Source organism: Hyphococcus aureus, assembly GCF_042643165.1.
Lineage (GTDB): Bacteria > Pseudomonadota > Alphaproteobacteria > Caulobacterales > Parvularculaceae > Hyphococcus > Hyphococcus aureus.
Map to the genome: position 1 here is coordinate 133,028 of NZ_JBHRSH010000001.1, position 25,750 is coordinate 158,777.

At 57.0% G+C, this 25,750-nt stretch carries 24 protein-coding genes; 9 read left to right on the forward strand and 15 right to left on the reverse strand.

What is annotated here, in order from left to right; translation table 11 throughout:
- Positions 1–27: 27 nt before the first annotated feature.
- From ACFOOP_RS00655 to ACFOOP_RS00705, 11 genes are all read right to left on the reverse strand, one after another.
- The gene (locus ACFOOP_RS00655) at positions 28–1,446 is read right to left on the reverse strand and encodes a DUF1501 domain-containing protein (protein WP_379878696.1); all 1,419 of its coding nucleotides are present in this window, start codon (positions 1,444–1,446) and stop codon (positions 28–30) included.
- A 16-nt stretch (positions 1,447–1,462) separates the two neighbouring features.
- A complete protein-coding gene (locus tag ACFOOP_RS00660; protein ID WP_379878698.1) occupies positions 1,463–3,190 on the reverse strand; it encodes a DUF1800 domain-containing protein in 1,728 nt (575 codons plus the stop codon).
- Between the two features lie 167 nt (positions 3,191–3,357).
- On the reverse strand, positions 3,358–4,380 hold the full coding sequence (gene virB11 / locus ACFOOP_RS00665) for a P-type DNA transfer ATPase VirB11 (protein ID WP_379878700.1): 1,023 nt from the start codon (positions 4,378–4,380) through the stop codon (positions 3,358–3,360).
- Entirely contained in the window at positions 4,377–5,471 is a 1,095-nt protein-coding gene (gene virB10, locus ACFOOP_RS00670; protein WP_379878702.1) for a type IV secretion system protein VirB10, read from the reverse strand. Before virB10 ends, virB11 begins: the two co-directional genes overlap by 4 nt.
- Positions 5,472–5,506: 35 nt before the next feature.
- Positions 5,507–6,325 (reverse strand): TrbG/VirB9 family P-type conjugative transfer protein, encoded by an 819-nt coding sequence (locus ACFOOP_RS00675; protein WP_379878704.1) that lies wholly within the window; start codon positions 6,323–6,325, stop codon positions 5,507–5,509.
- Positions 6,322–7,479, reverse strand: a complete 1,158-nt coding sequence (locus ACFOOP_RS00680; protein ID WP_379878706.1) for a TrbL/VirB6 family protein — start codon at positions 7,477–7,479, stop codon at positions 6,322–6,324. Before ACFOOP_RS00680 ends, ACFOOP_RS00675 begins: the two co-directional genes overlap by 4 nt.
- The gene (locus ACFOOP_RS00685) at positions 7,476–9,896 is read right to left on the reverse strand and encodes a VirB4 family type IV secretion/conjugal transfer ATPase (protein ID WP_379878708.1); all 2,421 of its coding nucleotides are present in this window, start codon (positions 9,894–9,896) and stop codon (positions 7,476–7,478) included. Before ACFOOP_RS00685 ends, ACFOOP_RS00680 begins: the two co-directional genes overlap by 4 nt.
- A gap of 9 nt (positions 9,897–9,905) precedes the next feature.
- On the reverse strand, positions 9,906–10,190 hold the full coding sequence (locus ACFOOP_RS00690) for a VirB3 family type IV secretion system protein (protein WP_379878710.1): 285 nt from the start codon (positions 10,188–10,190) through the stop codon (positions 9,906–9,908).
- Between the two features lie 3 nt (positions 10,191–10,193).
- Positions 10,194–10,511, reverse strand: coding sequence for a TrbC/VirB2 family type IV secretion system protein (locus ACFOOP_RS00695; RefSeq protein ID WP_379878712.1), 318 nt, complete (start codon positions 10,509–10,511; stop codon positions 10,194–10,196).
- Between the two features lie 254 nt (positions 10,512–10,765).
- Entirely contained in the window at positions 10,766–11,662 is an 897-nt protein-coding gene (locus tag ACFOOP_RS00700) for a TauD/TfdA dioxygenase family protein (protein WP_379878713.1), read from the reverse strand.
- 15 nt (positions 11,663–11,677) lie between these two features.
- Positions 11,678–12,577: a TauD/TfdA dioxygenase family protein gene (locus tag ACFOOP_RS00705; protein ID WP_379878715.1), complete on the reverse strand. Its 900-nt coding sequence runs from the start codon at positions 12,575–12,577 to the stop codon at positions 11,678–11,680.
- A gap of 182 nt (positions 12,578–12,759) precedes the next feature.
- Between ACFOOP_RS00705 and ACFOOP_RS00710 the strand changes: the two genes are divergently transcribed.
- Genes ACFOOP_RS00710 through ACFOOP_RS00720 form a run of 3 tightly spaced genes read left to right on the forward strand, consistent with a single transcriptional unit; the run spans position 12,760 to position 15,894 of the window.
- Positions 12,760–14,040, forward strand: a complete 1,281-nt coding sequence (locus tag ACFOOP_RS00710; protein WP_379878717.1) for a spinster family MFS transporter — start codon at positions 12,760–12,762, stop codon at positions 14,038–14,040.
- 13 nt (positions 14,041–14,053) lie between these two features.
- Positions 14,054–15,031, forward strand: coding sequence for a 2-hydroxyacid dehydrogenase (locus ACFOOP_RS00715; protein ID WP_379878719.1), 978 nt, complete (start codon positions 14,054–14,056; stop codon positions 15,029–15,031).
- Between the two features lie 2 nt (positions 15,032–15,033).
- Positions 15,034–15,894, forward strand: a complete 861-nt coding sequence (locus ACFOOP_RS00720) for a kinase (RefSeq protein WP_379878721.1) — start codon at positions 15,034–15,036, stop codon at positions 15,892–15,894.
- A 12-nt stretch (positions 15,895–15,906) separates the two neighbouring features.
- Here ACFOOP_RS00720 and ACFOOP_RS00725 read toward each other — a convergent pair whose 3' ends face one another.
- From ACFOOP_RS00725 to ACFOOP_RS00735, 3 genes are all read right to left on the reverse strand, one after another.
- Entirely contained in the window at positions 15,907–17,223 is a 1,317-nt protein-coding gene (locus ACFOOP_RS00725) for an MFS transporter (protein WP_379878723.1), read from the reverse strand.
- 170 nt (positions 17,224–17,393) lie between these two features.
- Complete coding sequence (desA, locus tag ACFOOP_RS00730; RefSeq protein WP_379878725.1) at positions 17,394–18,791, reverse strand: syringate O-demethylase; 1,398 nt, start codon at positions 18,789–18,791, stop codon at positions 17,394–17,396.
- Between the two features lie 207 nt (positions 18,792–18,998).
- Entirely contained in the window at positions 18,999–19,841 is an 843-nt protein-coding gene (locus ACFOOP_RS00735) for a helix-turn-helix transcriptional regulator (RefSeq protein ID WP_379878727.1), read from the reverse strand.
- Between the two features lie 110 nt (positions 19,842–19,951).
- Here ACFOOP_RS00735 and ACFOOP_RS00740 point away from each other — a divergent pair, with 110 nt between their 5' ends.
- Genes ACFOOP_RS00740 through ACFOOP_RS00755 form a run of 4 tightly spaced genes read left to right on the forward strand, consistent with a single transcriptional unit; the run spans position 19,952 to position 22,871 of the window.
- Complete coding sequence (locus tag ACFOOP_RS00740) at positions 19,952–20,836, forward strand: beta-keto acid cleavage family enzyme (RefSeq protein ID WP_379878729.1); 885 nt, start codon at positions 19,952–19,954, stop codon at positions 20,834–20,836.
- A 30-nt stretch (positions 20,837–20,866) separates the two neighbouring features.
- A complete protein-coding gene (locus ACFOOP_RS00745; RefSeq protein ID WP_379878731.1) occupies positions 20,867–21,745 on the forward strand; it encodes an SDR family NAD(P)-dependent oxidoreductase in 879 nt (292 codons plus the stop codon).
- Between the two features lie 19 nt (positions 21,746–21,764).
- Positions 21,765–22,313: a 2,4'-dihydroxyacetophenone dioxygenase family protein gene (locus ACFOOP_RS00750; protein WP_379878733.1), complete on the forward strand. Its 549-nt coding sequence runs from the start codon at positions 21,765–21,767 to the stop codon at positions 22,311–22,313.
- A gap of 18 nt (positions 22,314–22,331) precedes the next feature.
- Positions 22,332–22,871: a 2,4'-dihydroxyacetophenone dioxygenase family protein gene (locus ACFOOP_RS00755; protein WP_379878734.1), complete on the forward strand. Its 540-nt coding sequence runs from the start codon at positions 22,332–22,334 to the stop codon at positions 22,869–22,871.
- Positions 22,872–22,921: 50 nt separating this feature from the next.
- Here ACFOOP_RS00755 and ACFOOP_RS00760 read toward each other — a convergent pair whose 3' ends face one another.
- On the reverse strand, positions 22,922–23,533 hold the full coding sequence (locus ACFOOP_RS00760; RefSeq protein WP_379878736.1) for an NAD(P)-dependent oxidoreductase: 612 nt from the start codon (positions 23,531–23,533) through the stop codon (positions 22,922–22,924).
- 394 nt (positions 23,534–23,927) lie between these two features.
- Here ACFOOP_RS00760 and ACFOOP_RS00765 point away from each other — a divergent pair, with 394 nt between their 5' ends.
- Both ACFOOP_RS00765 and ACFOOP_RS00770 read left to right on the forward strand, forming a co-directional pair.
- Complete coding sequence (locus tag ACFOOP_RS00765; protein ID WP_379878738.1) at positions 23,928–25,310, forward strand: MFS transporter; 1,383 nt, start codon at positions 23,928–23,930, stop codon at positions 25,308–25,310.
- Between the two features lie 12 nt (positions 25,311–25,322).
- On the forward strand, positions 25,323–25,745 hold the full coding sequence (locus ACFOOP_RS00770) for an acyl-CoA thioesterase (protein ID WP_379878740.1): 423 nt from the start codon (positions 25,323–25,325) through the stop codon (positions 25,743–25,745).
- Positions 25,746–25,750: the final 5 nt, after the last annotated feature.

A 25,750-nucleotide genomic window follows, 5' to 3' on the forward strand; every position in this document is an offset into this window, starting at 1 on the left:
TCTTGCGTGAGATCTGCGAACCGCAGGTCAGACCACGCCGCCGCCGAAAAACCCGAGATCGGTGTCGCTAAACCCGCTCAATCCCGGCAATGCGTCGTTGAGTTCGGTGTCATTGAGACCAAACCAGCGTCCGAATGTCGCCGCGAACTGGTCCACCGATGTCGTCGGGATCAGCCGGCCATTCCCGGAATCCTGATTGTGACCAAGCACGGAAGGGGGAAACTGCCCATACATGCGGTTGCCCTGAACCCCGCCGCCAACGACAAAATGATGCGCGCCCCAGCCATGGTCGGTGCCGTCACGATTGACGGTGAGCGTGCGTCCGAAATCAGATGCAGTGAATGAAGAAACGTCATTAGCGACGCCCATTTCCACCGTGGCGTCATAAAAAGCGCGCATGGCGCCGGCAATGCCGGCGTGGAGATTGGGAATGCTATTCGCCTGATTTGAATGGGTGTCGAAACCGCCGGTTGCGACAAAGAACACCTGGCGCCTGACGCCGAGCACTTCTCTCAAGGCGATAATGCGCGCGACAACCTGAAGCTGCTGGGCCAGACCGGTTTCCGGAAAGAGCGTTGTGAACGGCGCTGGCAAGTCGAAAGACTCGCTCAATATCCGGTTGGCGTCGATGGACCGGCCAACGGCGTTTGCGTAATCCTGCTGAAGATAATTGGCGAGCGATTCATTGCGCGCGCGCAGATGCGACTCATACAGATCAGGCAGCGCATTGGAGCCCAGATATGAGTCATTGCTGATGGCGCGAATATCCTGCGGGCCGCCCGTACCCACCTCGAACTGGCCGGCAAGCTCTCCAGAAAGAAAGACCGTATTCCCCGAGGTTGAGATCACTGTGAAAGTTGCGTCGGGATTGGCGCTCGCCCCCAGCATGATGTCGGCGAGCCGGCCGCCCCAGCCGAACCGGGCGCCCTCTGGCTGTGAGGCCATCCATGTGGATTGCTGGTCGTTATGGGAAAAGAGCCGCGGCGGCAGCGGCGCCGACCGCGCTTCATATTCAGCGCGCGTCACCGGCGCCACCAGCGGCCCCACATTGGAAATGATGGCAGCATTGCCGCCGTCCACCAGATCGTGCAGCGGCCCGAGTTCCGGCGGCAAGGCAAACTGCCGGCCGCCGAAGTCTGACGCATTGGCGAGCGTCAACGGCAACAGCCGGTCACGCTCGCGCGTCGAACCACCGTCCAGATTATCATAGCGGTTAAAAAGCTCACGGCGGATGCTGGCATATTGATTATAGCTGCCTGTATCGTAAGGCATGACCGTGTCATGACAGTCCATCCCTCCGAACAGGAAGACGCAGACCAGGGCGCGATAACCGCCAGTGTCCGCGGCGAAGGCGTTGAAGCGATGAAGGTCGCTCATGAACCCCGCTGCGCCGCCTAACCCCAGCGCGGCAGAAGTTTTCAGAAACTGTCTTCTCGAAGACTGCATGATACGCCCCTTGGATTTAGCGTTGGGTGATGTAGTCGGGTGAGTTCATCATCATCAGAATGGCGAGGCCGACGCGGCGCTGCCGCTGTTCCTCGCCCGCGCCGCCCGCCGCTTCGATGGCGGCGATGATGCGGCTGCGCGATTCCCCGCGCAGCGACCCATAGGTGAGAATTGCATCGAGATGGTCGACCAATGCCGCCGGATCATTCGCGAGCGCCAGTTCTTCGGTGTAATCAGCGACATAATTTACGCTCTCACTGTCGCGGAAGATGAAGCTCTCCATGAAGTTGGCGTAACCGGTGATGCTGGACCCTGTCGTGATCTGAAGTTCCGGCGCCACAAGTCCCTGATCCGCGCTCACCGTCCCCGGCGCCACGAATCCGGGACGATAGAAATTGAAGACCGATGGCGAACGGTAGGCTTGCTGATTAAGCGTCGACGGCCGCGCCGTATTGCGCAGGACTTCTGCGTCCTCGGTGCGCGTATCCTCTACTCCAAAGGCGCGCGCCCAATGGGTGAACCGCAGGACCGGCTCCCTTATTTTACCAAAAGCGGGATCGTTGACGCGGGTCGTATCTCGCGCTTCCGGATCGAGCAGGATAGCGGCCGCCACCGCGCGCATATCGCCCCGGACGCCATTCCCCGCAACCGAACCGTCCGGAAGCGCAAAAGATCCGCTGCGAAAAGCGTTGGCGACACGGCCCACATATGCGCTGCTTGGGTTGCTGGTGACAAGACGCTGAATCAGTTGCCGCGAAATAAACGCGGGCGTATTTGCATGATTATAAAGCGCATCAAGCGCCATGGCGATGCTCTGCTCGCCGGGCGTGTTTGCCGGTATATTCGTCCCGAGAAAGCTCTTCGGCTCGGCAGAATGCTGTTCGTCAAACATCACCAAAGGCAGGTATTCAGCGCCAACGGTTTCGCCACGGCTAAAAAAGTTGTCTGACTCAGCCCAGGACAGGCCAGTGAAAACTTTTGCAAGCTCCGTTACATCCACATTGTCATAGGTTTCAATCGGGTCGCCTCCGCCATCGAGGCGCAAGTCACCATTTGGCTGAAGCTCCAGAAGACCGATTGTGAAAAGCTGCATCACCTCGCGCGCGTAGTTTTCATCGGGGACGACTTCACGCTCTTCATCTGCTTTCTGATTTTGCAGATAGGTCAGAAAGATCGCCATGGCCGGGCTGTAGGTCACATTCTCCAGCGTTTGGCGATAATTTCCGAGCCCGCCGGCGGACATGATGTCCATGTAATTCGCCATCGCGACCGGACGTTCGGCCAGCCCGGAATCGCTAAAGGACGCGACAAAAATCTGCGACAAGGCAAAACCCATACGCTGACGCAACTGATCATCGCTCAGGATCGCGCGCGACCAGAAGGCTTCCGACAAGGCGCCGGGCCCCGTCTCCTCACCCGAGCGCTCGCTGATCAGAACATCCTGCAGGATCGATTCCTGCGGTTTTGAAAACTCCGCCTGAAACCAGGCGGAAACGCCCATAGCAACAAGCTCGTCAATGTCGTCCTCGCCGGGACCGAACGTCGCTTGCGAGAGAAAGCGCGCCGCTTCCGCGCTCGTCATCACGTCGCCTACCGCAGTGGGCGGCGTCACCGGCGTCGACGGCGCCTCGGCGTCATTATCACCGCTTCCGCTGCCAAAACACGCCGACATGAGCAGCGCCAGGACCGCCGCCAACGATCCCTTCGCAACAGCACCTGTCACGCAAGAAAAAACGCCCCGCATGGTATGCCCTTTCGCCCAGTACGCTTTACCTAATCAAGCATCGAGATAAACAGCGGGCGGAAAAGAGGCCGTCAATTTACGACATGCAATTTGTCTAAATCTGTATGACAATTCCGCATGCTGACTGACGATTTTCCCGTCTTCGTCAGCATTACAAAATTGTGTGTTTATACTTGCGGATCTGGCTTGAAAACGATGCGTTCAATTACGCGCGCGCCATCGACACGGGAGACATGGATAATTGTATCCACAATTGAATTAATGTAGCGAATAGTTTCATCGCGACTCAAAGGCAGTCCCGCCTGCATCGTCATTAGCGACAATTGTTCAAGCGCGCCTTCCGGGCTGTCGGCGTGCACCGTGGTGATCGAACCTGGATGGCCTGTATTGATAGCGCGCAACCAGGCGGCCGCTTCTACGCCTCTGATCTCGCCCAGGATGATCCTATCCGGCCGCATTCTAAGCGCGGCCTCCAGAAGATCAATCATATTGATGCGCGCTTCCCCCATTTCGCCCTTCACTGCGGAAAGGCTCAGGCGATTTGGCTGGGAAAGCCGCAATTCGGCGGCGTCTTCGACGGTGATAATGCGCTCCTGATGGTCAATTTCGCACAACAGCGCATTCATCAGGCTCGTCTTGCCCGTGGATGTGCCGCCGGAAACAAGCATCGTCTTTCGCGCCCGCACCGCGCTTCGCAGAAACTCTTCAATCCGCCCTTCATCGAGCAGCGATTTTAGACGCCGGTCCGTTTCGGTAAGGCCATGCGCGCGCCCGATAGCGACTTGCGCGAAGTTATGTGCGCCGCCAAAATCGGAAAGCGTCAGGTCGCTCGTTACGTGGCGGCGAATTGCGAGCGCCCAATGCTCGCCAGCGGCAGGCGGGCCCGCAATCTGGATGCGCTCGCCAGAGGGCAGAGAAGCCGCAAGCAGGGGCTGTTCCCTATTGATCGCCTGATGACTGACGCGGGCGATCTGCACGGCAAGGCGCTGCAATAAGAGTTCATTGACGCCCGGATCTTCAAAGCGCTCAAAGCCAATTGCGTCCTGACGTTCAATCCAGACTTCGCCCGGACGGTTGACCATAATCTCGGTGACAGTCGGATCGTCGAGCCAGCGCTCAAACGGTTTCAGAAAGGATTTTAGATAAACATCGCGCTCGGCCGGCGCCGGAATGGGCTCCACATTGCTCATGGCCGCAACCCTCCCGCCTCATCGAAGGTTGGGAAATAAAGATCGCGAGCGAGAAAGATGCGGATTTCCGTTCCCTGCTTCACGGTGATCGTGGGCGGGATGTTGATCTGCTGCGACAAGGCCTGCGCGGCCACCGCCTGCGCCTCGGAAGTTGAACCGATGACAATGCTCGAATTGTTGTCATAGATAAGCGCGTTGGCGCCGACATCGATGACTGAGAGCAAGATTGCTGACCCGAAACGCTGGAAGAAATGGCGGTTGACCTTGCCGTCTAACCCCGCCCGCCCAAGCGTGTCCGTCGCAGGCGAAGCAAGCTCGATGGAAACGCCATCGGGCGTCAATAATCGCGTCCAGATGACAAATGCGCGTGATTCTCCCACTGCGAGACCCGAACGATATTGACCGATCAACCGGCTGCCGCGCGGAATCAGGACAAAGCGGTTGTCGAGGCTGCGGATGTTTTCCGAAACGATGGCGCGGGCGAAACCCGGCAAGTCTGAATTAATCGCAGTTTCAAGAACGCCTGAAACAATTGTGCCCTGCGGCACAACACGCGACATGTCTTCGATCATCGTGGCGCGGACAGTTTCCGGTCCTGCGGCGCCAACGCGCTGGGCAAAGACGTCAGAGGCGGTCAGGCCGTTCACCGCATTGGCGACCGCGCCTGCGGGATCGCCTGCCTCGCCGCCGCCGCCTGTCCCGGCCCGGCTGTTATCGACCACCAGCGCAGGCGAACGCAGATTGGCCTGACCGGGAGCGCCGTCATTGTTCATTGCAACCGCTTGGCGGACCGGCGCTCTCGCATTGACGGCGGCGCGCTGTTCCGCACGTCTCGCCTGCGCTTGCGCCTGCATGGCTTCACGCCGCGCCTGCTCTGCCTGCGACTGCGCGACATCTAACTGCGCGCGCGTTTCCGCCATCAACGCGTCGATGGATGCGGTCTCACGACCCTTGCTCAACTGATTGAAGACAAACAGCCCCAGCATCAACAGGACTGTGGCGCCGAGAAAACCGGTCAGTCGGTCACTGCTGCTCTCTGCAACGCGCGGCATGGCATAGGCGTTCGCGGCGTCCAGTGCGCTTTTAGACATGTCGGATCGCGGGTCGCGCCCGCCCCTGGCCCACATCAGCCCGACTCCCGGTCATCACTACTGTCGCCGCCAAACACCCGGCCGAAGAAACCGCGTTTTTTCTCACGCGCCTGCGGCGCCTGCGGCCCCGGATCAATCGGCGTGTAGCCGTCATTGTGAATGAGCGTTTCATAGCCGCCATGCTTCAGGGAAAAGACGCGCGCCACACGGTCGACGACAACAAAACCGTCTTCGAAACCGTGATTGATAACGCTTTCCTTGTCGTCCTCATCCACAAGAAAGATTGCGGGCGCCGGCATGCCTTCGGCCCAACGGAAATAAGTGGCGCGGCCATCGTCAAACACTTGCGCAGGCAAAATTTCCCGATCGCCTTCATAGGTATAGTTGCGATTGACGGCGCGCTCTTCCGGCGAGGGCGGCGCAACGGCAAAACTCGCCTCTTGCGCCTGCAACGCCTCCTGCGCTTTTTGTTCGCCTGGATAGGCGAACCGCAGCACGAACACCATCTCTCCCGGTTTCGCGTCCGACACCTTTTTGACTCGCAATTCAAAAATATAATGACGCAAATTCGTCACCACCGTCATATTGGTGGGCGGCGCTTCCGCGATGGGCTTTAGGATAATGACATCGCCACGACGATTGGGCGTCACTTGCCAGGCGACAGAATCGCCGATCGCCACATTTTCGATTGTCTCATCGTCATTGAATTCGATCACCGTCTGAAACCCGAGATGACCGGTCAGCGCATAGACCGTATTCTCCGCATAGCTCCGCGTCTTGATGCGCGAATCCGCCAGCGTGACGCTCGGCAGTGCGCAACAGAATATCGTCAGGATGATCGCAAACCGTCTCATGCGAACCTCCCCTTCATCTGGGAGCCGCCAAAGCCCCGATAGGGCTGGCGCGTGCGACGGCCAGCCAAAGTGGACGCATTCGGCGTCGAAGCGGGCGCGGCTTCAATGACATTGCGGGTGCGCGACGCGCTGGCGCCGCCTCGCTCCACCGCAACAACCATGTCGGCGACACGGGCATTGTCATTGGACGGCCTTGCCGCCATTGACGTCTGCTCTGACTGACCTTGAGTTGAAGTTTGTTGTGTCTGCGCTGAGGGCAACCGCCAACCGGAAGTGAGACGTCCGCACATCCGCAGAACCTGCGCCATGAGCAATGCAAAGATAAACGCCGTCACCGCGAGAACAAACACAGGCTGCGGATCTGCAAGCCCCGAGGCTCGCATATCCGAAATTTCGATCACCATGGGTTCCGCGAGCTGCATCAATCCACCCGCCAGCGCTGTCGCGAAAGCAGCCACAAGGGCATAAAGCGCGAGGGTTTTAAGCCAGCCTTCGAACAGACCGCGGGTCCCCGGAAAAAGCGCCGTCAATATCAGGAGCGGCCCCACCGCCAGCAAAACTCCGAGCAGGATTTTTGCGATGATTAAAACGCCTGCGGTTGAAAGCGCGAGTGTAATGGCGCTGAACCAGAGGAGATTGACTGCGCCCGCCGATTTCGGCAACGCCGGCTCGGGCGTCGCCTGTGGCGCCGCCGCCATAGCGCCGAATGCGTCAGGCTGATTGATCGACGTCACGTTCCATTCATTGGCGAGGCGGATCAGTTCTTTTAGCACCGCATCGAGGCGCATAAAGACGCTCTCATGACCGCCGCCTAGCATCATCGCAGCGATCTCATCGGCGCCGCCATAAAAGAGATTGAGGAATAGCGCCTGATAGGCCCCCCAGCGCGTTGCAAAAGCGAGCACCAGTCCGATCAAAAGAATTTTTGGCGCAAGACCGGAGAGACTTAATCCACCGCGGCCCATAATCAGCTGAAAGCCGTAAAAGCCTATATATAAAGTAAGCGCGCCGGTGAGCACCGGCTCCAGAAAACCGAATGGCCCAAACAGGGTCGCATAGGTCGTCTCTACATAGGACGCGATCTGGCAATCCACCTGGTTCAACAATGGCGCGATCATGCCTTCTGCAGGCGCTGTGCAAAGGTCACTCGTCATTCCGCCGCCTCCCGATACGCCCGGGGTTTCATGCCGAACGCTTTTGCGTCGCGCCCAAGGAAAGGCGGCAGCCAGGCGGTGGGATCGTCGCCATGGTCACGGCGCAAGCGATCCACAAGGCGCACGCTTTCCTCCCGGCCCGAAAGAATTTTGAGTACGCCGGGCAAATCAGAAAGGTCCAGCCGCGCCACAACGGAATGTCCGCCCTTTTTGATCAACACGCAGCGCGATTGTTCCGGCAGGGACTTCACAATGTCGAACTCATGAGCAGTCAGGCCGAACCCGCCGCAATATTCCTTTTCCTGCGCGCGCGGATTAGGCAGGAAAAATTGCGACGCTGTCTGCTCGGTAATGGTTGCGGAAATCTGGCTGTCCAGCGCATCGCGCGCTGACTGCGTTACAAAGCCGACTATGCCGTTGCGTTTGCGAATCGTCTTCAGCCAATCCTTGAGACGGCGAGAAAAGACCTCATCATCCAGCGCTTTCCAGCCTTCATCGATGACGATAGCCGTTCTGGCTCCGTCGAGGCGCTGGCCAATGCGGTGAAAGAGATACATCATCGCCGGTCCGCGCAGGTCTGGCGCATCGAGGATGTCGGTCATGTCAAACCCAAGGACCGGCGAATCAATGCGCAGATGGTCGCTGGGATTGTCAAACAGCCAGGCATATTCGCCGGCGCCATGCCACCGCGCCATCCGCGCAGCGAGCCCGCCCGAAACACTACGGCTTGCGCCGCTTAACAGCTCCACAAAATAACGCAGGCGCCGGAAAGACAGGTCCTGCTCAAAATTGCTGTCGACGGCGTCAGCGATCAGGCTGCGCTCCTCCGGGGTCAGCTCCAGCCCCGGCGCTGTGACGAGGCGGGCGATAAAGGCGCGAAGGAACGCTCGGTTCGCCGGCGTGTCTGCGATGGCAAGCGGATTGAAACCAGATGGCTCGCCTTCTCGCAAAATGTCATAATGGCCGCCAATCGCGCGCAGAAAAATTTCGGCGCCGCGATCCTTGTCAAAAAAAATGATGCGCGAATTGAGTTTGCGCGTTTGCGCCAGCAGAAAATTGAGAAAGACCGTCTTTCCCGAGCCGGACGGACCGATCATCAGGAAATTTCCAAGATCGCCTTCGTGAAAATCGAAATAATATGGCGTTGAGGCGGTCGTTTCAAAAATCGTCACCGGCGCGCCCCAGAAATTATCTTCGGCGGCGCCTATGGGAAAGCCATGCATGGAACAGAGCCCCGCGAAATTCGCCGTCGAGATCATGGCGCGCCGGGCGATATAGTCTTCATTGCCTGGAAACTGCGCCCAGAAAGAGGGTTCCAGATTCAGATCTTCGCGCACGGCGATGGCGCCAATATCGGCGAGCGCTGCCTGCGTTTGCGCGGCGGCGTTGTCGAGCGCTTCCATATCTTCAGCGCGGGCCATCACCGTCATATGATGTTCGCCAAACCCGGCTGCGCCCGACGCCGCATCGTCCTTGGCGGCCTTAAGGCCTCGTTTCAGCGTCACGGTGTCATCATCGGCGGCGCGCAGTCGCCGCAAGGCGAGGTCGATCCTCTCCTGCGCCGCCTGACGATCCGCAAAGTGAAAGCTTTCGGAGACAACAAGTTCAAAAGGCAGGCGCAGTAGATTGTCGATCACGCCGGGCGTTGTGACCGAAGGGTAATCCTTGACGGAAATAATTGCAGCGAGCGACGAGCTTTCCTGTCCTGCGCCACGCTGCTCCAGCGCATCAGCGCCGAATGATGTGCGCTTGTAGGGAATATAATTCCCGCAATCTTCCGATGGCGCCAGCACCGGCTGCAAATCTCCATTATAAAGAAGCGACAGAAAGGCGAGCGGCTCCGAATAAAGACGGCCCTCTTCTTCCTGGCATTGCAGGAGACGCGCACCATATGGCCCAAGCGAAGCCATGAGGCTTTCGCGCGCGCCGTTAAGCGCCTTAAGCGCCTGCGCCTCTTGCGCACCGGCTGTGGCGCGCCCGGCGGAGAGGCGCGTCAACAGCCCGCGCTTGCCCGCTTTCGGCCTGTAAACCAGCGTCAGGAAAAGCTCGTTGACAAATAGCCTGCGCTCGCCAAGCCGCGCCTGCCACAACCGATCAATGCCGCCGCTGACAGGATCGGGAAAGGCGCTTTCCAGTGACGGCGATACGCGGCGTCGAATAATGTGATGATGCAGCGTAAACTGGTGATTATTGATGGTGCGAAGCATCACATCGCGCACGGCCTGGCGATGGTTCAGTTCTTCGGTGTCCGCAGTCTCAAAAGCAAGCCCCGTCACATGCAATGTCTGCATCAACCCGCCGTCGCGCAACAATAAAGACGAGCCGTCGAGATGACGCCGATAGGGCAATCGCGCCCCCGCCTTCTCCTCCCGGCGCGCAAGGCGCGTGGCGGCTTTATGTTGCACGCGATTTCCCATCTACCAGCCTCAAGGCGCGTAACTGTTGCAGCGCCAGAAGGCGTGGTTGCGCACACGCGGACAACGGCTCACTTTCGTGATCCACAAATCGAATATCCGCGGATCGTAAAGGCAGGCGAGATACCCGGCGGCATGGATGACAAGCGCGGCGAGAAGCGACCATCCCGACCGGGTGATCAGAAATATTTCCGTGGTCGCCACAAGGTTGATGACAAAAAAACTATAGGTGACGCCCGCGAACATTTGCGGCTGGGTCAGCGCGCGAAACACCGGCGCTGTCTGGAGCGTTTCCATGGCTCACCCTCCCGCCGCCGCGCGGATGCCGGCGACAATAGACGTCGCGCCGAACAGAATGAAACAACCAACGACAACGGTAATGCCGTACCGCCAGTTGAGACGTCCCGTGAGCATCATGAAGCCAACAGCCGCAACCGCAATCACCGCCGCTGTGGTCGCTACATTGCCGAGAAGGCTTCCCTGCAGCCAGTCGAGCGCGGCGACAATCGGTCCGGAGCCTTGCGGGTCTGAGATTGTCGATTGCGCTTGTGCGCCTGGCGACAACAAGGCCGCCAAAGCGGCGCTGACCGTCAAGCCTGTTTTTAAATGATAACCCATGCGCGCGCCCCGTAAACTTTATACGGCATTTTATTCAGATGCCGTATCAATTTCCGGTATATTCAGTGCGCACTTAAAATCGATTTAAGCGGACAATTGCAATTGTCCGCCCATGCGTGATGCGGCCTCGCCTTGCCGATAAGTAATGATCCGCAAAGACCAACCAAAAGACAGTTGGCGAATAATTTAAAACGCCTTTTCGGTAAAATTTAAGGATGCATTGTGCGCTGTATGGAGTGAATCACACAGCGCACTTATTGGACAGAAGCGAGTGATGTGGAGGCGATCTCGGGACCATATTCGTTGATGGTCGTGCGCCGCATATCGCGCTTGTACTTCTGATCTTCAAATGCTGTTGCGCGATGCAGCGTGCAGCGATTGTCCCAGATGACAAGATCACCATCCTCCCACTTATGGGCGTAGATGAATTGGGGTTGCGCGGCGAATGCATTAAGTTCGTCGATCAATGCAAGACCTTCTTCCGCGCCCATGCCGACAATGCTGGCCGCGTGAGCGCCAATAACAAGCGTCTTGCGGCCATTGGCGGATTCACGCACGATTGGATGCTGTGCGGCGGGCATGGCTTTTTTCATTTCCTCTGTCACCGTGGAAAAACCGCCGCGCGCGCGCGAGTGCCAGAGATTGTGCTCGGCGACCAGACCATCCAGCTTCTGCTTCATCTCGTCAGACAACGCGTCATAGACCGCGCGCGCATCGATAAACTGTGTATCGCCGCCCTCGGGCGGCACGACATGCGCGAGCAACAGCGACCATTTTGTAGGCAATGAGTTGAAAGAGCTATCGGTGTGAAACAGCTCATTGCCTTTTGCATATTTATGCCGCGTCGTATCCTTCACGACGATATTTCCTTCGGCGTCAAGATTGGAAGCGTCGTAAAGCCCATAAGCAAGACGGGGTTTAAACCCGCTCTTGATCTTCAGATCAGGCGGTAATTCCAGCGGACCAAACGCGCGGCTGAATGCAATATGCTGATCATCGGTGGCGCCGGACCCGCGAAGACAGACAACACCATATTCAGCCATGAGATCTTCAACGCATGTCACGGTCTCTTCCGTGGGCGGCGCCGAAAGGTCGATGCCCGTTACAATGGCGGCGAATAACGGATGCGCTTTTTCCACTTTAACGTCCATGTTCATTCTCTCTTTCTAACGCCCGCCGGCAGGTTTCAAGCCGCCCGTCGTTACGCGTTCCATATATCTGTATTTGCCGGGATAATCGGCGATCGCGCTGTGATGCGCCGCCCAGTTATCCCAGATCAACACCGTGCCATTCTCCCAGCGCACACGGCCTGTAAACGCCATGGACGTCACATGATGATGCAAAAAGTCCAAAATCAACCGGCTTTCCTTTTCCGAAAAGCCTTTCAAGCGGCGGGTATAAACAAGGTTGAAGAATAGGTGTTTAAGGCCAGTGCGAGGATGCACGCCGACAATAGGGTGCTCCACCTCATTATCGCCTTCCTCAGTTTTCATGTCTTTCATCATTACATTTTTCCGGCCTGCCCCGCTTCCGAACAGAGCGGTCGCACTGTTGACGCCAATAAGCGTTTCACAAAAATCCTGCATCGCCGGAGAAAGCGTTTCATAGGCAAGATAGAGATTGGCAAAAGCGGTGTCGCCGCCAAACTCGGGCACGTCGATCGCATGCATGGTGACTGTCGTCGGCGGCGTCGCCATAAAAGTGGAATCATTATGAAAACCTTCGCCGACAACCATCCGTTTGTCATCGGCCAGACGCTCTACAATCTGCACATCCGGATAATCGTCTACGCTGAAAATATGCGGTATCTTTTGCAGAGGCCCAAAGCGTTGCGCAAAGGCAAGATGATCATCACGCGAAAAGCCTTGCTGGTCCCGAAAGTAAATGACGAGGTTTTCCGCGAACGCCCTTTCAATCTCACGCCAGACCTCATCAGGAAGCGGCTTTGTAAGGTCGGCGCCTTTCACTTCCGCTGCGACGGCGCCGTTTAGCGGCAGGACTTCGATGTGCTGGTAGCCGGAGCTGCGTTCAAAATCTCGCCAGCTTTTCTGATTGGTTTGAGCCATATGTCCGTTTCGCACCCTGACTTGTTATTTGTCCTTACCCATAAAGATTAGAATCCGAAGGGTCTTGCAATCAATCGTTCTTTGAGAAAGGATTTGCGTGGCTGGAGGGAAAAATGGTCGTCAAACCAACACCTTAAAAAATACAACGCAAAAAGAAGCCAGCTTTGCTCAAGGAGGAACTCATGGCGGACACTATGACCGTCGAACCCTACAAGCCGACCTACCGCAATTATGTGCTGTTCGTGCTCTTTCTTGGTTATGTGGTGAATGCGCTTGACCGGTCGATTCTGAATATCCTCCTGCCGGCCATCCAGGAAGAGTTTTCCTTAAGCTATACGCAACTGGGCCTTCTTGGCGGGATCGCCTTCGCCCTGTTTTACGCAACCTGCGGCATTCCCATCGCCAGCCTCGCCGACCGCACCAGCCGTAAATGGATATTGAGTGGCTCCATCGCGTTCTGGAGCATCATGACGGCTTTTTGCGGACTGGCGCGCAGCTTTCCCATGCTGCTGGCCGCGCGCATCGGCACCGCTATTGGCGAGGCCGGGGGGTCGCCCCCCTCACATTCGCTCATCTCAGATTACTTCTCGCTGAAAAAACGCGGCACTGCGCTTTCTATTTATGCGCTTGGCGTTCCCTTAGGGGGCATGATCGGACTTTACCTCGGGGGACACGGGAATGACTGGTGGGGCTGGCGCACTACTTTTATCGTCGCGGGACTCCCCGGGCTCATCGTTGCGCTGCTTGTCGCCTTTACTGTTAAAGAGCCCAAGCGCGCGGCGCCATCATCAGGAAAAACATACAACCCCTTCTCTGCGCTTCAACTTGTAGCCAAGCGCCCAGCCTTTCTGCATATGGCCCTCGCCGCCGCCATGCATGCGCTCGTCTGGTACGGCGCCGGCAACTTCAATGCAGTGTTTCTGGTGCAAACCCATGCCATGACCACGAGCCAGGTCGGCACATGGTTCGCCTCCATCGCTCTTGTCGGCGCGTTTGGCACGTTTTTCGGCGGATTTTTATCGGATCAGCTCTCGCAGAAATATAATGACGAGCGGTTTTACATGCTTGTGCCCGGCGCGTCCGTTATCCTCGGCTTGCCGTTCCAGTTACTCTGCTATCTCCATCCCGACACGAATATCGTCATGGTTGGCTTCGCCATCAATGCGTTTTTTGCATCGGTTTTCTTTGGACCGTCATTCGCCATGGCGCAGGCTTTGGTGCCAGCCAGCAACCGCGCACTCGCGGCCTCGCTGCTTCTTTTCGTACAGACGATGATTGGACTGGGAATCGGCCCCCTGATCGCCGGTATGATTACGGATGTGTTTGTCCCCATATTCCAGGCAAACGCCCTGCGCTACGCGCTGGTGACCATAGCTCTTTTCAATATCTGGTCCGGCGTTCATTACTACCTCGCCTCCCGCACCGTGCGTGAGGACATCCTATCGGCTAAAGCTGAAGCATGATGGAGATAAAATCATGACGGCGAAGCGGTTGCGCGTTCTCGTGACGCGCCGTTGGCCTGAAGCGGCGGAACACTATCTCACTGAACGCTATGAGGTGACGCTGAACGCTGAAGACGCACCGATGTCGCCGGCCAGATTAGCGCAAGCCTTTGACGAGTATGATGTCATTTGCCCAACGGTTTCAGACAAAATAGACGCCGATATAATTGGCGCAGCGCCGCGTCTAACGCGCCTGCTCGCCAATTTTGGGGTGGGCTTTGATCATATTGATATCGCTGCTTGCAAAGCGGCAAATGTCGCTGTGACGAATACGCCGGGCGTTCTGACCGATGCGACGGCCGACCTCGCCATGGCGCTGATCCTGACAGCGGCCAGACGCACCGGTGAAGGCGAGCGGGAATTGCGTGACGGACGGTGGTCCGGCTGGCGTCCAACTCATCTTATGGGGCGCAGCCTTTCCGGCAAGACGCTGGGTCTTGTTGGGTTTGGCCGTATCGCCCAGGCGACAGCGCATCGCGCTCATCACGGCTTTGGCATGAACATCCTTTATTACTCGCGCAGCGCGGCGGCGCCGGATGTTGAGAGGGGGCTTGGCGCCAACCGCATGGCGACTCTTGAAGAGCTTTTGCGCCGGAGCGATGTTGTATCTCTGCATGTTCCCGGCGGCGCGGAAACGAGCAATATGATCGGCGCGAAAGAAATCGCCGCGATGAAGCCTGGCGCCATCCTTGTCAACACAGCGCGTGGCGGCGTGATCGATCATGACGCGCTGGCGGCGGCGCTGAAATCAGGCGCGCTAAGCGCGGCTGGGCTTGATGTCTATCCCGCCGAACCAGTTGTACCCGCATCTCTGCTCGGGCTCGAAAATGTTGTGCTCCTGCCCCATCTCGGCAGCGCCACGGTGGAAACGCGCGAAGCGATGGGGCTCCGAGCTGCAGCGAATGTAAACGCATTTGCATCCGGCTCGCCGCTTCCCGATCGTATCGCCTGATAATGTCTGGCGCCGGCGATACGATTGACGCGCTCATCGCACGGGAAGACCTTCCGGCCTCTTACAAAGATATTGTGGAGCAACACTGGCGGCCGCTTGCCAGGAAGATCGCGGATTGGCGCGCGGAAAAACAGGGGCCCCTTGTTGTTGGCGTTAATGGCGCACAAGGGAGTGGAAAATCGACGCTTTGCGCTTTCCTGGCTGAAGCCCTGTTGCCAGAACTCAATCTCAACGCCGCCATTCTGTCGCTGGACGATTTTTATCTTCCAAAATGCGCACGGTTAAAGCTTGCAGAGAAGATTCACCCGCTGCTTGCAACGCGGGGCGTTCCCGGAACCCATGATGTTGCGATGTTATCGGCTGCCATAAACGACTTACTCTCGGGAATAACTGTCTCCACGCCCGTTTTCGACAAGGCGAGCGATGATCGCTTCGCGCAAAACCGTAAAATCCCGGGACCGGCCGATGTCATTTTGCTGGAAGGCTGGTGCGTCGGCGCGCCCGCACAGGATGAGGCTGCGCTCACCCAATCGATTAACGCCTTGGAGCGGAACGAAGACCGTGACGGCATATGGCGGCGCTACGTGAATGAACGCCTGAAGACAGATTACAAGGATCTCTTTTCACGCCTTGACCGTCTCATCATGCTGCGCATCGATAGCATGGAAAGCGTACTGCAAAACCGGCTGCGACAAGAGCGAAAACTACGCGCCGCGCGGCCTGACGCCACGAAGGTGATGACTGAAGAAGCAATAGCTCGGTTCATCCAGCATTATGAGCGCCTGACGCGCCATTGCCTTGATACGCTGCCTGAGACTGCGGACATCATGATTGATGTTGCAGATTTGACAGCAAACTCTTGAGCGCAGAAGGCGCTAGCCTTCATCTTTCAATTGCACGCGTAACAGGAACAGGGCGCCCAGGGTCGCCGTCGCGCCGATCGCCGTTAACACTGTGCTGGCGTTCATGCCTGCATCGAGAAGCACGCCGCCGAGCACAGGCCCGACAACACCGCCCGCCCGCCCGATAGCGACCGCCAGCGCACAGCCGGTCACCCGCAACCGCGCCGGAAAGGCGCGCGCAAGAAACGCGTATAGCCCGACAATACCGCCCATCGTGAAAATGCCGAGGACGAAAGCGACAATGCGCAAAATGAAAAGATCGCCCGTATTCATCGCAAACACTGCCATCAGGACGGATGTTCCGACCATTGAGATAACCGCCAGCCGCTTGAGGCCAAAATAAGCCGACGCTAGTCCTACAAAGATGCCGCCGGTCACACCGCCCATGCTGGTGATGGCCGATGTCGCAATAGCGGCCGATTGCGTATAGCCAGCATCAGTGAGAATTTTCGGCGTCCACCCGCTGAAAAAATAAAACGCCATGATATGTAGGAAGTAAGCGCTGATCAGCAGCACCGTCAGCATCCGCAAGCCCGGCCCCAAAAGCTCCCGCGGATCGGCGCTTTCCCGTTTCATCTCTGTCGCGCGCGCCTCATCGACGAGGGAATGGCCAAGCCGTTTCAGTATGGCGTTGATCTTCGTGAGCGCATCCGGCCCACCTCGCGCCGCGAGATATTCCGGCGATTCCGGCAAGCCGAACCACACAAGCGGAATGAAAGCGGCAGTCGCAAGCCCGCCGGCCGTAAAAATTGCGCGCCAGCCGGCGGCCTCTACGATATCCGCGGCGACGAAACCACCGATAAGCCCGCCCAAGGGGAAACCGATAGTCATCGCGCTCACCGCAAGATCGCGGCGGCGATTGTTTGAAAACTCCGCCGCCACCGCGGTAAGAGACGGGATCATCAATCCAACGCCGAGACCCGTTAAAAGACGGCACGCCATCAATGTCGTCAGAGAACTGACAAAAGCTGTGAGCAACATCCCGACCGTCATGATGACAAGGCTGACAAGGATAGTGGGACGCCGGCCGATGCGGTCCGCCATAGGCGCCAGAAAAACGGAGGCGCCGGCGCCGATGACATTCGCCGCGATAACTACCCCCAGCGCGGAGCGGCTGATGACCCAGTCTTCTGAAATCCCGGGCGCTGCAAAGGTGATGGCGAGAACGTCGAAGCCATCCAGCGCATTCAGCATGACCAGTAGCGTTATGATGAAGATCTGCATCGCGCCCATCGGGGCGTCATTCAGGACTTTTGAAACCGAATTAGTTGAGTGTTCAGGCGCGGCCATCCTGCATCCAGTCAGTCTGTGCGCTAAGCGCCTGAAGAAACCATGATGCTAACCTGCGCCGCGGCTGCACGGCAAGCAATTGTGACGATATGCATCTGCGAAGCCGAGCCACAAAAGAAAAACGCCGGCGTGAAAGCCGGCGTTTTCATTATTCATACTGTAGCGACAGCCTAGAGTTTGCCGCGCCAGCCATCCACATCGGCGTAGCTGGTGCGCGCCACTTCCGAATAGGGAACCGGGCTGACAATCGCCTTGATGGACGTTTGCGAATGCGGCTCCACGGTCGGTTTTGTCGTCCCGCCATTTTCCTCGCCCCAGACGAAGCGAACTTCCGTGCCCGGCGTCGCATATTTCGGATCGAGGATCGCCAGGGTCAGCATCTTGCGCTCGTTCGAGGAATAACCGACCCAGGTGGAGACACCAGCCACATCGTCGCCGACCATGACGCGGTCGAACGGGTGCATGGAATAAACAGCAGACGGGAACTCCATGAATTTCGCCCGTTCACCCTTTTGAAGTTGCGAGCCGATGCACTGAAGCACTTCGTCACTGTCGAGCGCCAACGTGACTTTGATGCGGTGATCGTCATTTTGTTTCTTCTCAAGCGCTTCGCGGCCGATGAAGTCATGGTCGTATTTAACGAAGCCGCCATAGGAAAGATCCCAAGGAGTGAAGTAATAATCTTCGATATTGTCAGAGACGAAGCTGCCGCCGATAGAGGCGTTGGCCTCATAGCTCGTGCCAGGCAACCAGGCGCGATAGTCTTTAAGGCTGTCGCCGGAATAAACCGCAGGCAACGGCGACGGCACCCAGCCGGATTCGAGCGTGTTTGAAGAATAAGCGCGACCGCCAACGAGTTTGAGGCCAAACTCTTCACCAGCCGCGATCAGCGCCTGACGCACCGCTTCGCCGTCATCCCAGGGGCCATAAAGTTCAAAGCCGGGCTGACCAGCCATGCCGTGACGCAGCGCTCCGACATCTTTGCCAGCGATCTTCAGCGTCGTCATGTTGAAGAATTTCAGTTCAGGCGGCTTCTTGCCGAGCGCTTTTTCCATGGTCGCCATGGCGTTCGGGCCCTGCACCTGGAACCGATAAGACTTGCGGCGGGACTGGTCCTTGCGCATCGCGGTGCGCTCGTCGAGTTCGACTTTAACGTCCCACTTGCCAGTTTCTGCGTGGAACATGATCCAGTTCAAGGTCGGAATGCGGCCAACGAGGTTGAATTTATTTTCGGCGAGATAGAACAGGATAACGTCGCCAACCACATAACCGTCGGGTGTCACTGGAACGAATTGCTTCGCCTTGTTGACAGTGAAATTCTTGAAACTGTTGATGCCAAGATAATTCAGGAATTCAAAGGCGCCCGGCCCTTCCACTTCGAGATCCGCCATGTGGTAAGACTGGTTGAAGAGAACGCATGTCTCCTGCCAGCCACGCTGCTCATCGCGCCAGTTCGTGTATTCCGGCGGCACGCCGGGATAAACATTCGGACCGGCTTGCGAGTTGCGAAGCATGGTGACCGGCCCGCCCGCCTTTTTCATGGCTTCTTCAAGATTTTTCGACGTCATCGATTACTGCTCCCTTGAGTTTTGACTACTGTCAGTTTGATCCGTGCTATAGGCTATGAAGTCCGAAAATACTTTCCGTCGTGCGCTTCCATAAGCAATGAAAAGCGAAACCTGTTATCTGTGCTAATATGTTGATTTACAGTGCTTGCAGAGCGCTTCGCACTCGCAGCGCATGTAACAGAATGATGGCGAAAAACGCTTGCGTTTCTAAACATGTCCGAACTCTTTCCTCAGCTCGTCCTTGACCTGTTCCAGCCGCGTTCTGCTGATGTCATTCTCTGGCGAAAACAGCACCATCCGTTGACCGAGAACTCCCTCGATAGCGTATGACGTATGGTGAAAATCTATCCGCCCGATGCCTTCATATTTCACTGAATGAGAGGCTTCAAAGCTGTCTGTAATTTCGGTGCCCTGCCAATATTTATCGAAGGCCGGACATTGCGCACGCATTTCCGATATCAGCTTGTCGAAATAGGTTGGGTCTTTTGAACGGCTATAGTCCCAGCGCAATTTCGCAGTCAGCCGTTTCACCATCTTTTTGAATTCGTCTTCGTCTTCCTGATATCGCTCGGACAATAGCAGGACACGCAACATGTTGCGGTCATCTGCAGGCAGGGCGCCGTAATCGCGCAGAATGTGAGCATAAAGATTGTTCCATCCGATAACGGACCAGTTTTCATTGATCGCAATCGCCGGCACGCCCACCGTATCAAGCGCCAGGCGAACACCCGGATTGAGGGTCTCATGCACATCAGGAGCTAGCGGCGGCGGTCGGCCTTGCGCCAAATGGAACAGAAACGCCCGCTCCTTCTCATCCAGCCTCAAAACAACGCTCAGATTGTCGAGCACTTCAGCCGAAGGTCGAATATCACGTCCCTGTTCGAACCATGTGTACCAAGTGAGACTGATGCCAGCGAGTGTCGCCACCTCCTCGCGCCGCAACCCAGGCGTGCGCCGCCGGCCCGTGGCGGTGATGCCGAAATCCGCCGGATTGAGGCGGTTCCGGGCGTTCCTCAGGAAGCGGGCTAATTCTGAGCGATTCTGCTGCATAATTTATCGTATTACCGATAATAGTACTCCTCGACCATATGAATTGAGATTCATATTGCGACCTAGGGCGAAGTCGCCGCCAAACTGAAGACCAAACCGAAGGAAAGACCATGAGCGGAAAAGTCATTATCACCTGCGCGCTGACGGGCTCGTCGCCGCTGCCGGACCACCCGAATTTTCCCGTAAAGCCCCTTGAGATCGCCGAGGCTGGCCTCGCCGCCGCGGAAGCGGGCGCATCGATCCTCCATATTCATGTGCGAAACCCGGAAACCGGCGGCATCTCGACAGAGCTTGAGCACTACCAGGAGGTCGCCTCACTCATACGCGAAAAAAACAACGAAGTGATTTTCAACATCACCACCGGCCCGGGCTGCACCTGGATGCAGAGCGATGAAGACCCGAAGATGCCGGCGCCGGCCGAAAAGGGAACATTGATGTTCACCGCCGAAAAACGGCTTGAGCATATTCTCGATCTCAAACCCGACATGTGCACCCTCGACATTTGCACCATGCAGCTTTGGGGCGGCGTTGCGATCAATCTCGACCCGATGATCACACGCATGGGACACATGATTCAGGATGCTGGCGTGCTGCCGGAAATCGAATGTTTCGAAGCCGGTGATTTTGTTTTCGCTGACGACCTGATGGAGAAAGGCGCGATCCCGAAAAACGCACCTTTCTCCTTTGTGCTCGGCACGAAATATGGCCTTCCCGCAACAACCGAAGCGATGATGTATTCGAAAAACCAGATTCCGCGCGGCGCGGTCTGGACCGGCTTTGGCGTCAGTCGCCACTCCTTCCCCATGGCCGCGCAGGCCGTGCTGCTGGGCGGCAATATGCGCGTCGGCTTCGAAGACACGATTTACCTGCGTCGCGGCCGTAAAGCGGACTCGAATGCAGACCTCGTTCATTGGGGCGTGGAATTGGTCGAGCGCCTCGGCCGCGATGTCGCCAGCGCCGGAGAAGCTCGAAAAATGATCGGCCTCGCCGAATAAACAAAACGAAAAACAACAGGGAGTCAGAAATTGACTGATGTTAAGGGTAAGGTCGCCTTCATCACCGGCGGCGGATCGGGCGTAGGCCTCGGTCAGGCGGAAGTTTTCGGCAAGGCCGGCGCCAAGATCGCTATCGCAGACATTCGTGAAGACCACTTGAAAAGCGCGGTTGCCGCGCTCGCGGAAAAGGGCGTTGAAGCGATGCCCATTCATCTCGACATCACGGACCCGGAAGCCTATGGGCGCGCCGCCGATGAAGTTGAAGCAAAGCTTGGTCAGGTTCAGCTTCTCTTTAACACCGCAGGCGTATCGATCTTCGGTCCGCTGCAGCAAGCGACGCTTGATGACTGGAAGTGGCAGCTTGATGTGAATCTCTGGGGCGTCATCAATGGCGTCCAGACTTTTCTGCCGCGCATGCTTGAACGCGGCGATGATTGTCACATCACCAATACAGCCTCCATGTCTGCTTTTGTCGCTCTGCCCGGCACGGGCATTTACTGCACGGCGAAAATGGCGATCCGGGGCTATTCAGAATGTCTGTCCATGGATCTGAAGGACACTAAAATCAAAGTCTCTATGCTATGCCCCGGCGCGGTCGACACCAATATTCACGAGGCGGTTCTGACCCGGCCAGCCCATCTTCAAAAGACCGGCTATTACGGCGCCGATCCCAATGTGATGGCGCATCTCAAAAAGGTTATTGAAGTCGGGATGAAGCCGGCTCGCCTCGCCGAATATGTGCTGAAAGGCGTTGAAAAGAACGATCTATATATCCTGCCCTATCCCGAGTTCCGCCAAACACTCGAAGACATTCACGCCCGCGTCATGGCGTCCCTTGCCAAACCCGAGGATGACCCGGAGTATGAAAAGCGTGTCGCTCATGGCGTGCCTGGCGGCGACAAGAAATAAGCAATAGAGGAGACGTCTCATGTCCAGCGTAGCCGACACTTCAAAGACTGCCGCGGAGGCTGGCGAATATAAAATCGTCGACGTCCCTGAACCTTTCAGAGAACTCATCAAGCGATGCGGGGTTGAGGGCACTTATGTAGGCTCGTCTCTTGAGGAAAGTCCGTGGGTTCCTTTTGGAGAAAATGCGGCGATCCGCTATCTCGCTTTTGACGTGCGCAATAACTGGGTCGGCAATATTCTCTGGGTGAAAGCCCCGGGCGTTGTATCGACGCATAAACACCGCGGCCAAGTGTTGATGGTCTGCCTCGAAGGCTCGTTCCGCTATCTCGAATATGACTGGGTCGCAAAGCCTGGCGCGTTCATTCATGAAATGCCCGGCGAAGCCCACACACTTGTTACGGACGATCCAAACGGTGTGAAGCTGTTCGGGTGGATGCAGGGCGCCAATGAATTTTATGATGAGAACGGAACGCTGATCGACACCGTCGATGTGTGGTGGTTCCTCGATCATTATGAAAGCTATTGCGAAGAACATGGCATCCCCGTCAACAAGCAGCTTTACATTTAACCGGAAAGGAGCTGGATCATGAGCAAACTCGGCGGCCTTTCGAAAACCGCAGAAAATTACAAAATCATTGAGGTGCCCGAGAACCATAAGAAAGTTCTCGATCGACACCTCATCCCTGGCGGCTTTGTCGGTCATGAAGAAGTAGACAGCCCATGGGTTCCCTTTGGCGATAACGCCGCCATCCGGCACCTCGCCTTTGACGTTCGTCAGAACTGGTATGGCAATGTCCTGTGGATCAAATCGCCTGGCGTCATTGGCACGCACAAACATCGCGGTCAGGTGCTGATGATGTGCCTAGAGGGCAGCGTGCGGTATCTTGAATATGACTGGGTTGCAAAACCGGGCGATTTTATTTCCGAAACCCCGGGACAGGCGCACACGCTTGTTACAGACCACCCGCAAGGCGTGAAGCTTTTCGGCTGGATGCAGGGCGCCAATGAATTTTATGACGATACTGGCAAGTTCATCGAGACCCTCGATGTGTGGTGGTTTATCAACCACTACGAGACCTACTGCCGGGAAAATAAACTTCCCATCAACAAACAGCTTTATCGCTAAATCTTTTCAGAAACGCCGGCCACAAAAAAGCCGGCGTTTCAACTTCGATTTTAGTAGCCGACAGTGAACCGCTCACCCTGATGCTTCGGCGTTTCGGTCTCATCTATCATCGCAACCGCAAAATCTTCATAGCTGATGCGGCTATTCCCTTCCGCGTCCTTCAACACTTCGTCCTTACCCAAACGGAATTTTCCGGTGCGTTCACCAGGACCGATGATGATGGAGGGGGACAGAAAGGTCCAGTCGGATGTCTCAGACGCTTTCAATTTGTTAAGCGCCTGACGCGCAGGCTCCGCCTCAATCTTGATTTCTTCGGGAAAACCGGGCGTGTCAATCAACGCGGGACCGCCTGGCGCCGCATTGAGCGACGCCGCGCCGCCAACAATGAGTAGTCGCGGCGCATCTGAAGCCCGGAAAGCAGCGAGCGCCTTGTCAAAATCAAGGCCGTTGAAACGCAAGGAATAGATCACGGCGTCATGGCCGTTGAGTAATTTCCCCGCAGTCTCGCCCAGAACATCGCCTTTTACGAATGTCAGTTTTTCATGCGACGGAAGATCGCCTTGTTTGCGCGCAATGGCCGTCACGTCGTGACCGCGCGATAGCGCTTCAGCGCACAGGCGCTGCCCAACATTTCCAGTGGCGCCCATAATTGCAATTTTCATATTTGCCTCCTGACCCTTTCTTCCTTTTCTATCGTCTAATATATCGGCTTGCCGTAAACACACGCGACCTCATGAGAAGCCGTATTGGCGGCGAATGGCAGTCACCCATTCAGCGAATGAGCTGCACGCACGCCGCACCCTGTTCGCGTTCAGTGTCATTCCTATGCGGATTTTGATGGAAAGAGAGCCGCTTTGCAGCGCCCGGCGCCGGTAAAGAACTGGCAAAGCGCCATGGTTCAACTATACTTTCCCGTCGGCGGCGCAGCCAGTCGCACAATGCCAAAGTCATGCGGGGGCGTGGACTTTCGGCCGCGTTGGTTGCCTCGCCGGCGCACATAACAAGATGCTGCGCGATAAACGCGCGGACTGTAAAACACCCGGGAAGGGAAACAGGATGGATATCTCCGCAAGCGGCGCCGGCGCGCCAGAAGAGGCGTCAGCAAAGCCCGCCGCCGATCAGGCCGACTATCCGCCCCCAAAACAGGCTTGGTATTGCGTGGCGATTCTCGCTCTCGCGGTAATGGTGAACTTCCTCGATCGCGGCATTCTCAATCTCCTGATCGAGCCCATCAAAGCCGATCTCGGCCTTTCGGACACACAGATCAGCCTAATCGTCGGCGCCGCTTTCACGATTTTCTACGCCATTTTCGGCTGGCCCGTCGCGGTGATGGTCGACCGCTTCAGCCGCAAACACATGATGGCGGCCGGCATCGCTATCTTCGGCCTGATGACGATGATGTCCGGGCTTGCTTCGAATTTCTGGCACTTGTTCCTGGCGCGCGTCGGAATTGGCGTTGGTGAAACCACCAGCGGCCCTTCGGCCTATTCTCTTTTGTCGGATTACTTCCCGCCGGAAAAACTGCCGCGTGCGATTGCCGTTATGAATCTCGGTTTTGTCGCAGGCGTCGGCTTTTCGATGATCATCGGCGGCGTCATCATCAGTTTTGTCGGAACGAGCGGCGGCTATGACCTTCCGTTCGGACTGCACCTTCGTGGCTGGCAAGTTGTCCTGATCATGGTCGGTTTGCCGGGCCTAATCGTATCCGCCCTGATGCTGACGGTGAAAGAACCCATACGCCGCGGCGGCATTCAAAAAGAATCACGCCCCATCGGCGAAGTTTTCGCCTTCGTCGGGCATCATTGGAAAGTCTATATTCCGCTGTTCGCCGGCCTGGCGCTGCGGTCGGTGCAGATGTTCGGCCTGCAAACCTGGGGCGCGCCGTTTTACGCACGCACTTATGGATGGTCAGGCGTACAATACGCATATGTCGCCGGCGTCAGTCTTATGATCGCCATGCCGATTGGCCTTTTTGTCGGCAGCTGGCTTGCAGAACGCTGGTGGAAGAAAGGCATCTATGACGCCAATATCCGCATCACGGTTATTTCAACGGCTGTCGCCGTTCCGCTGGCGATCCTGCAGCCTATAATGCCGAGCCCTTGGCTCGCCGCTTTCATTGGCTTCTTTGCAGCTCTTTGGGGCGGCATGGCGGCGCCCGTCGAAAACGCCGCGCTGCAAAGCGTGACGCCGAACCATCTTCGCGGCCAGGTGACGTTCATGTTCCTCTTTATCATGAATGTCGTCGGCATGATGATGGGACCGCTGATTGTCTCGACATTTACGGACGTCATTTTCTCGGAAGAAAACATTCGGTACTCCCTCTTCCTGACGGCCTTGCTGATGGGCCCACCAGCCGTCTTCGTTTTCTGGGCGGGCATGAAGCCCTACGGCCGAGCCATGGCGGCGGGCGGCCCCTTACAACCGCCGCCCGCAAAGTAACGGCAAAGGAAAATGACGGCGTTCTTCACACGCGAACTGCGCATCGAATGGGGCTGGTGCGATCCGGCGGGCATCGTCTTCGCGCCCCGTTTTATTGATATGCTGAGCGAGAATACGGTTCAGATGTTTGAGTTCGCGGGCCTCCCGAAAAAGCGGGACATGCGAAAAGAGATGAAGATCGCCGGCTATCCGCTTGTGGACCTTCAGGCGCGTTTCCTGTTTCCGGCGGCCTATGGCGACGATGTCATCGTTGAAAGCGATGCGCCGGACTTCGGCAAGTCGAGCTTCACCATCCGGCACCGCATCAAAAAGGGCGATACGCTTTGCGTTGAAGGAACGGAAAAACGGGTCTGGACGGTCTTCGACGTTGAGGCGCCCGGAGGCATCAAATCTGCGCCCGTTCCGGAAGACATCCGTAAACTGTTCGCAGCGTAAACACG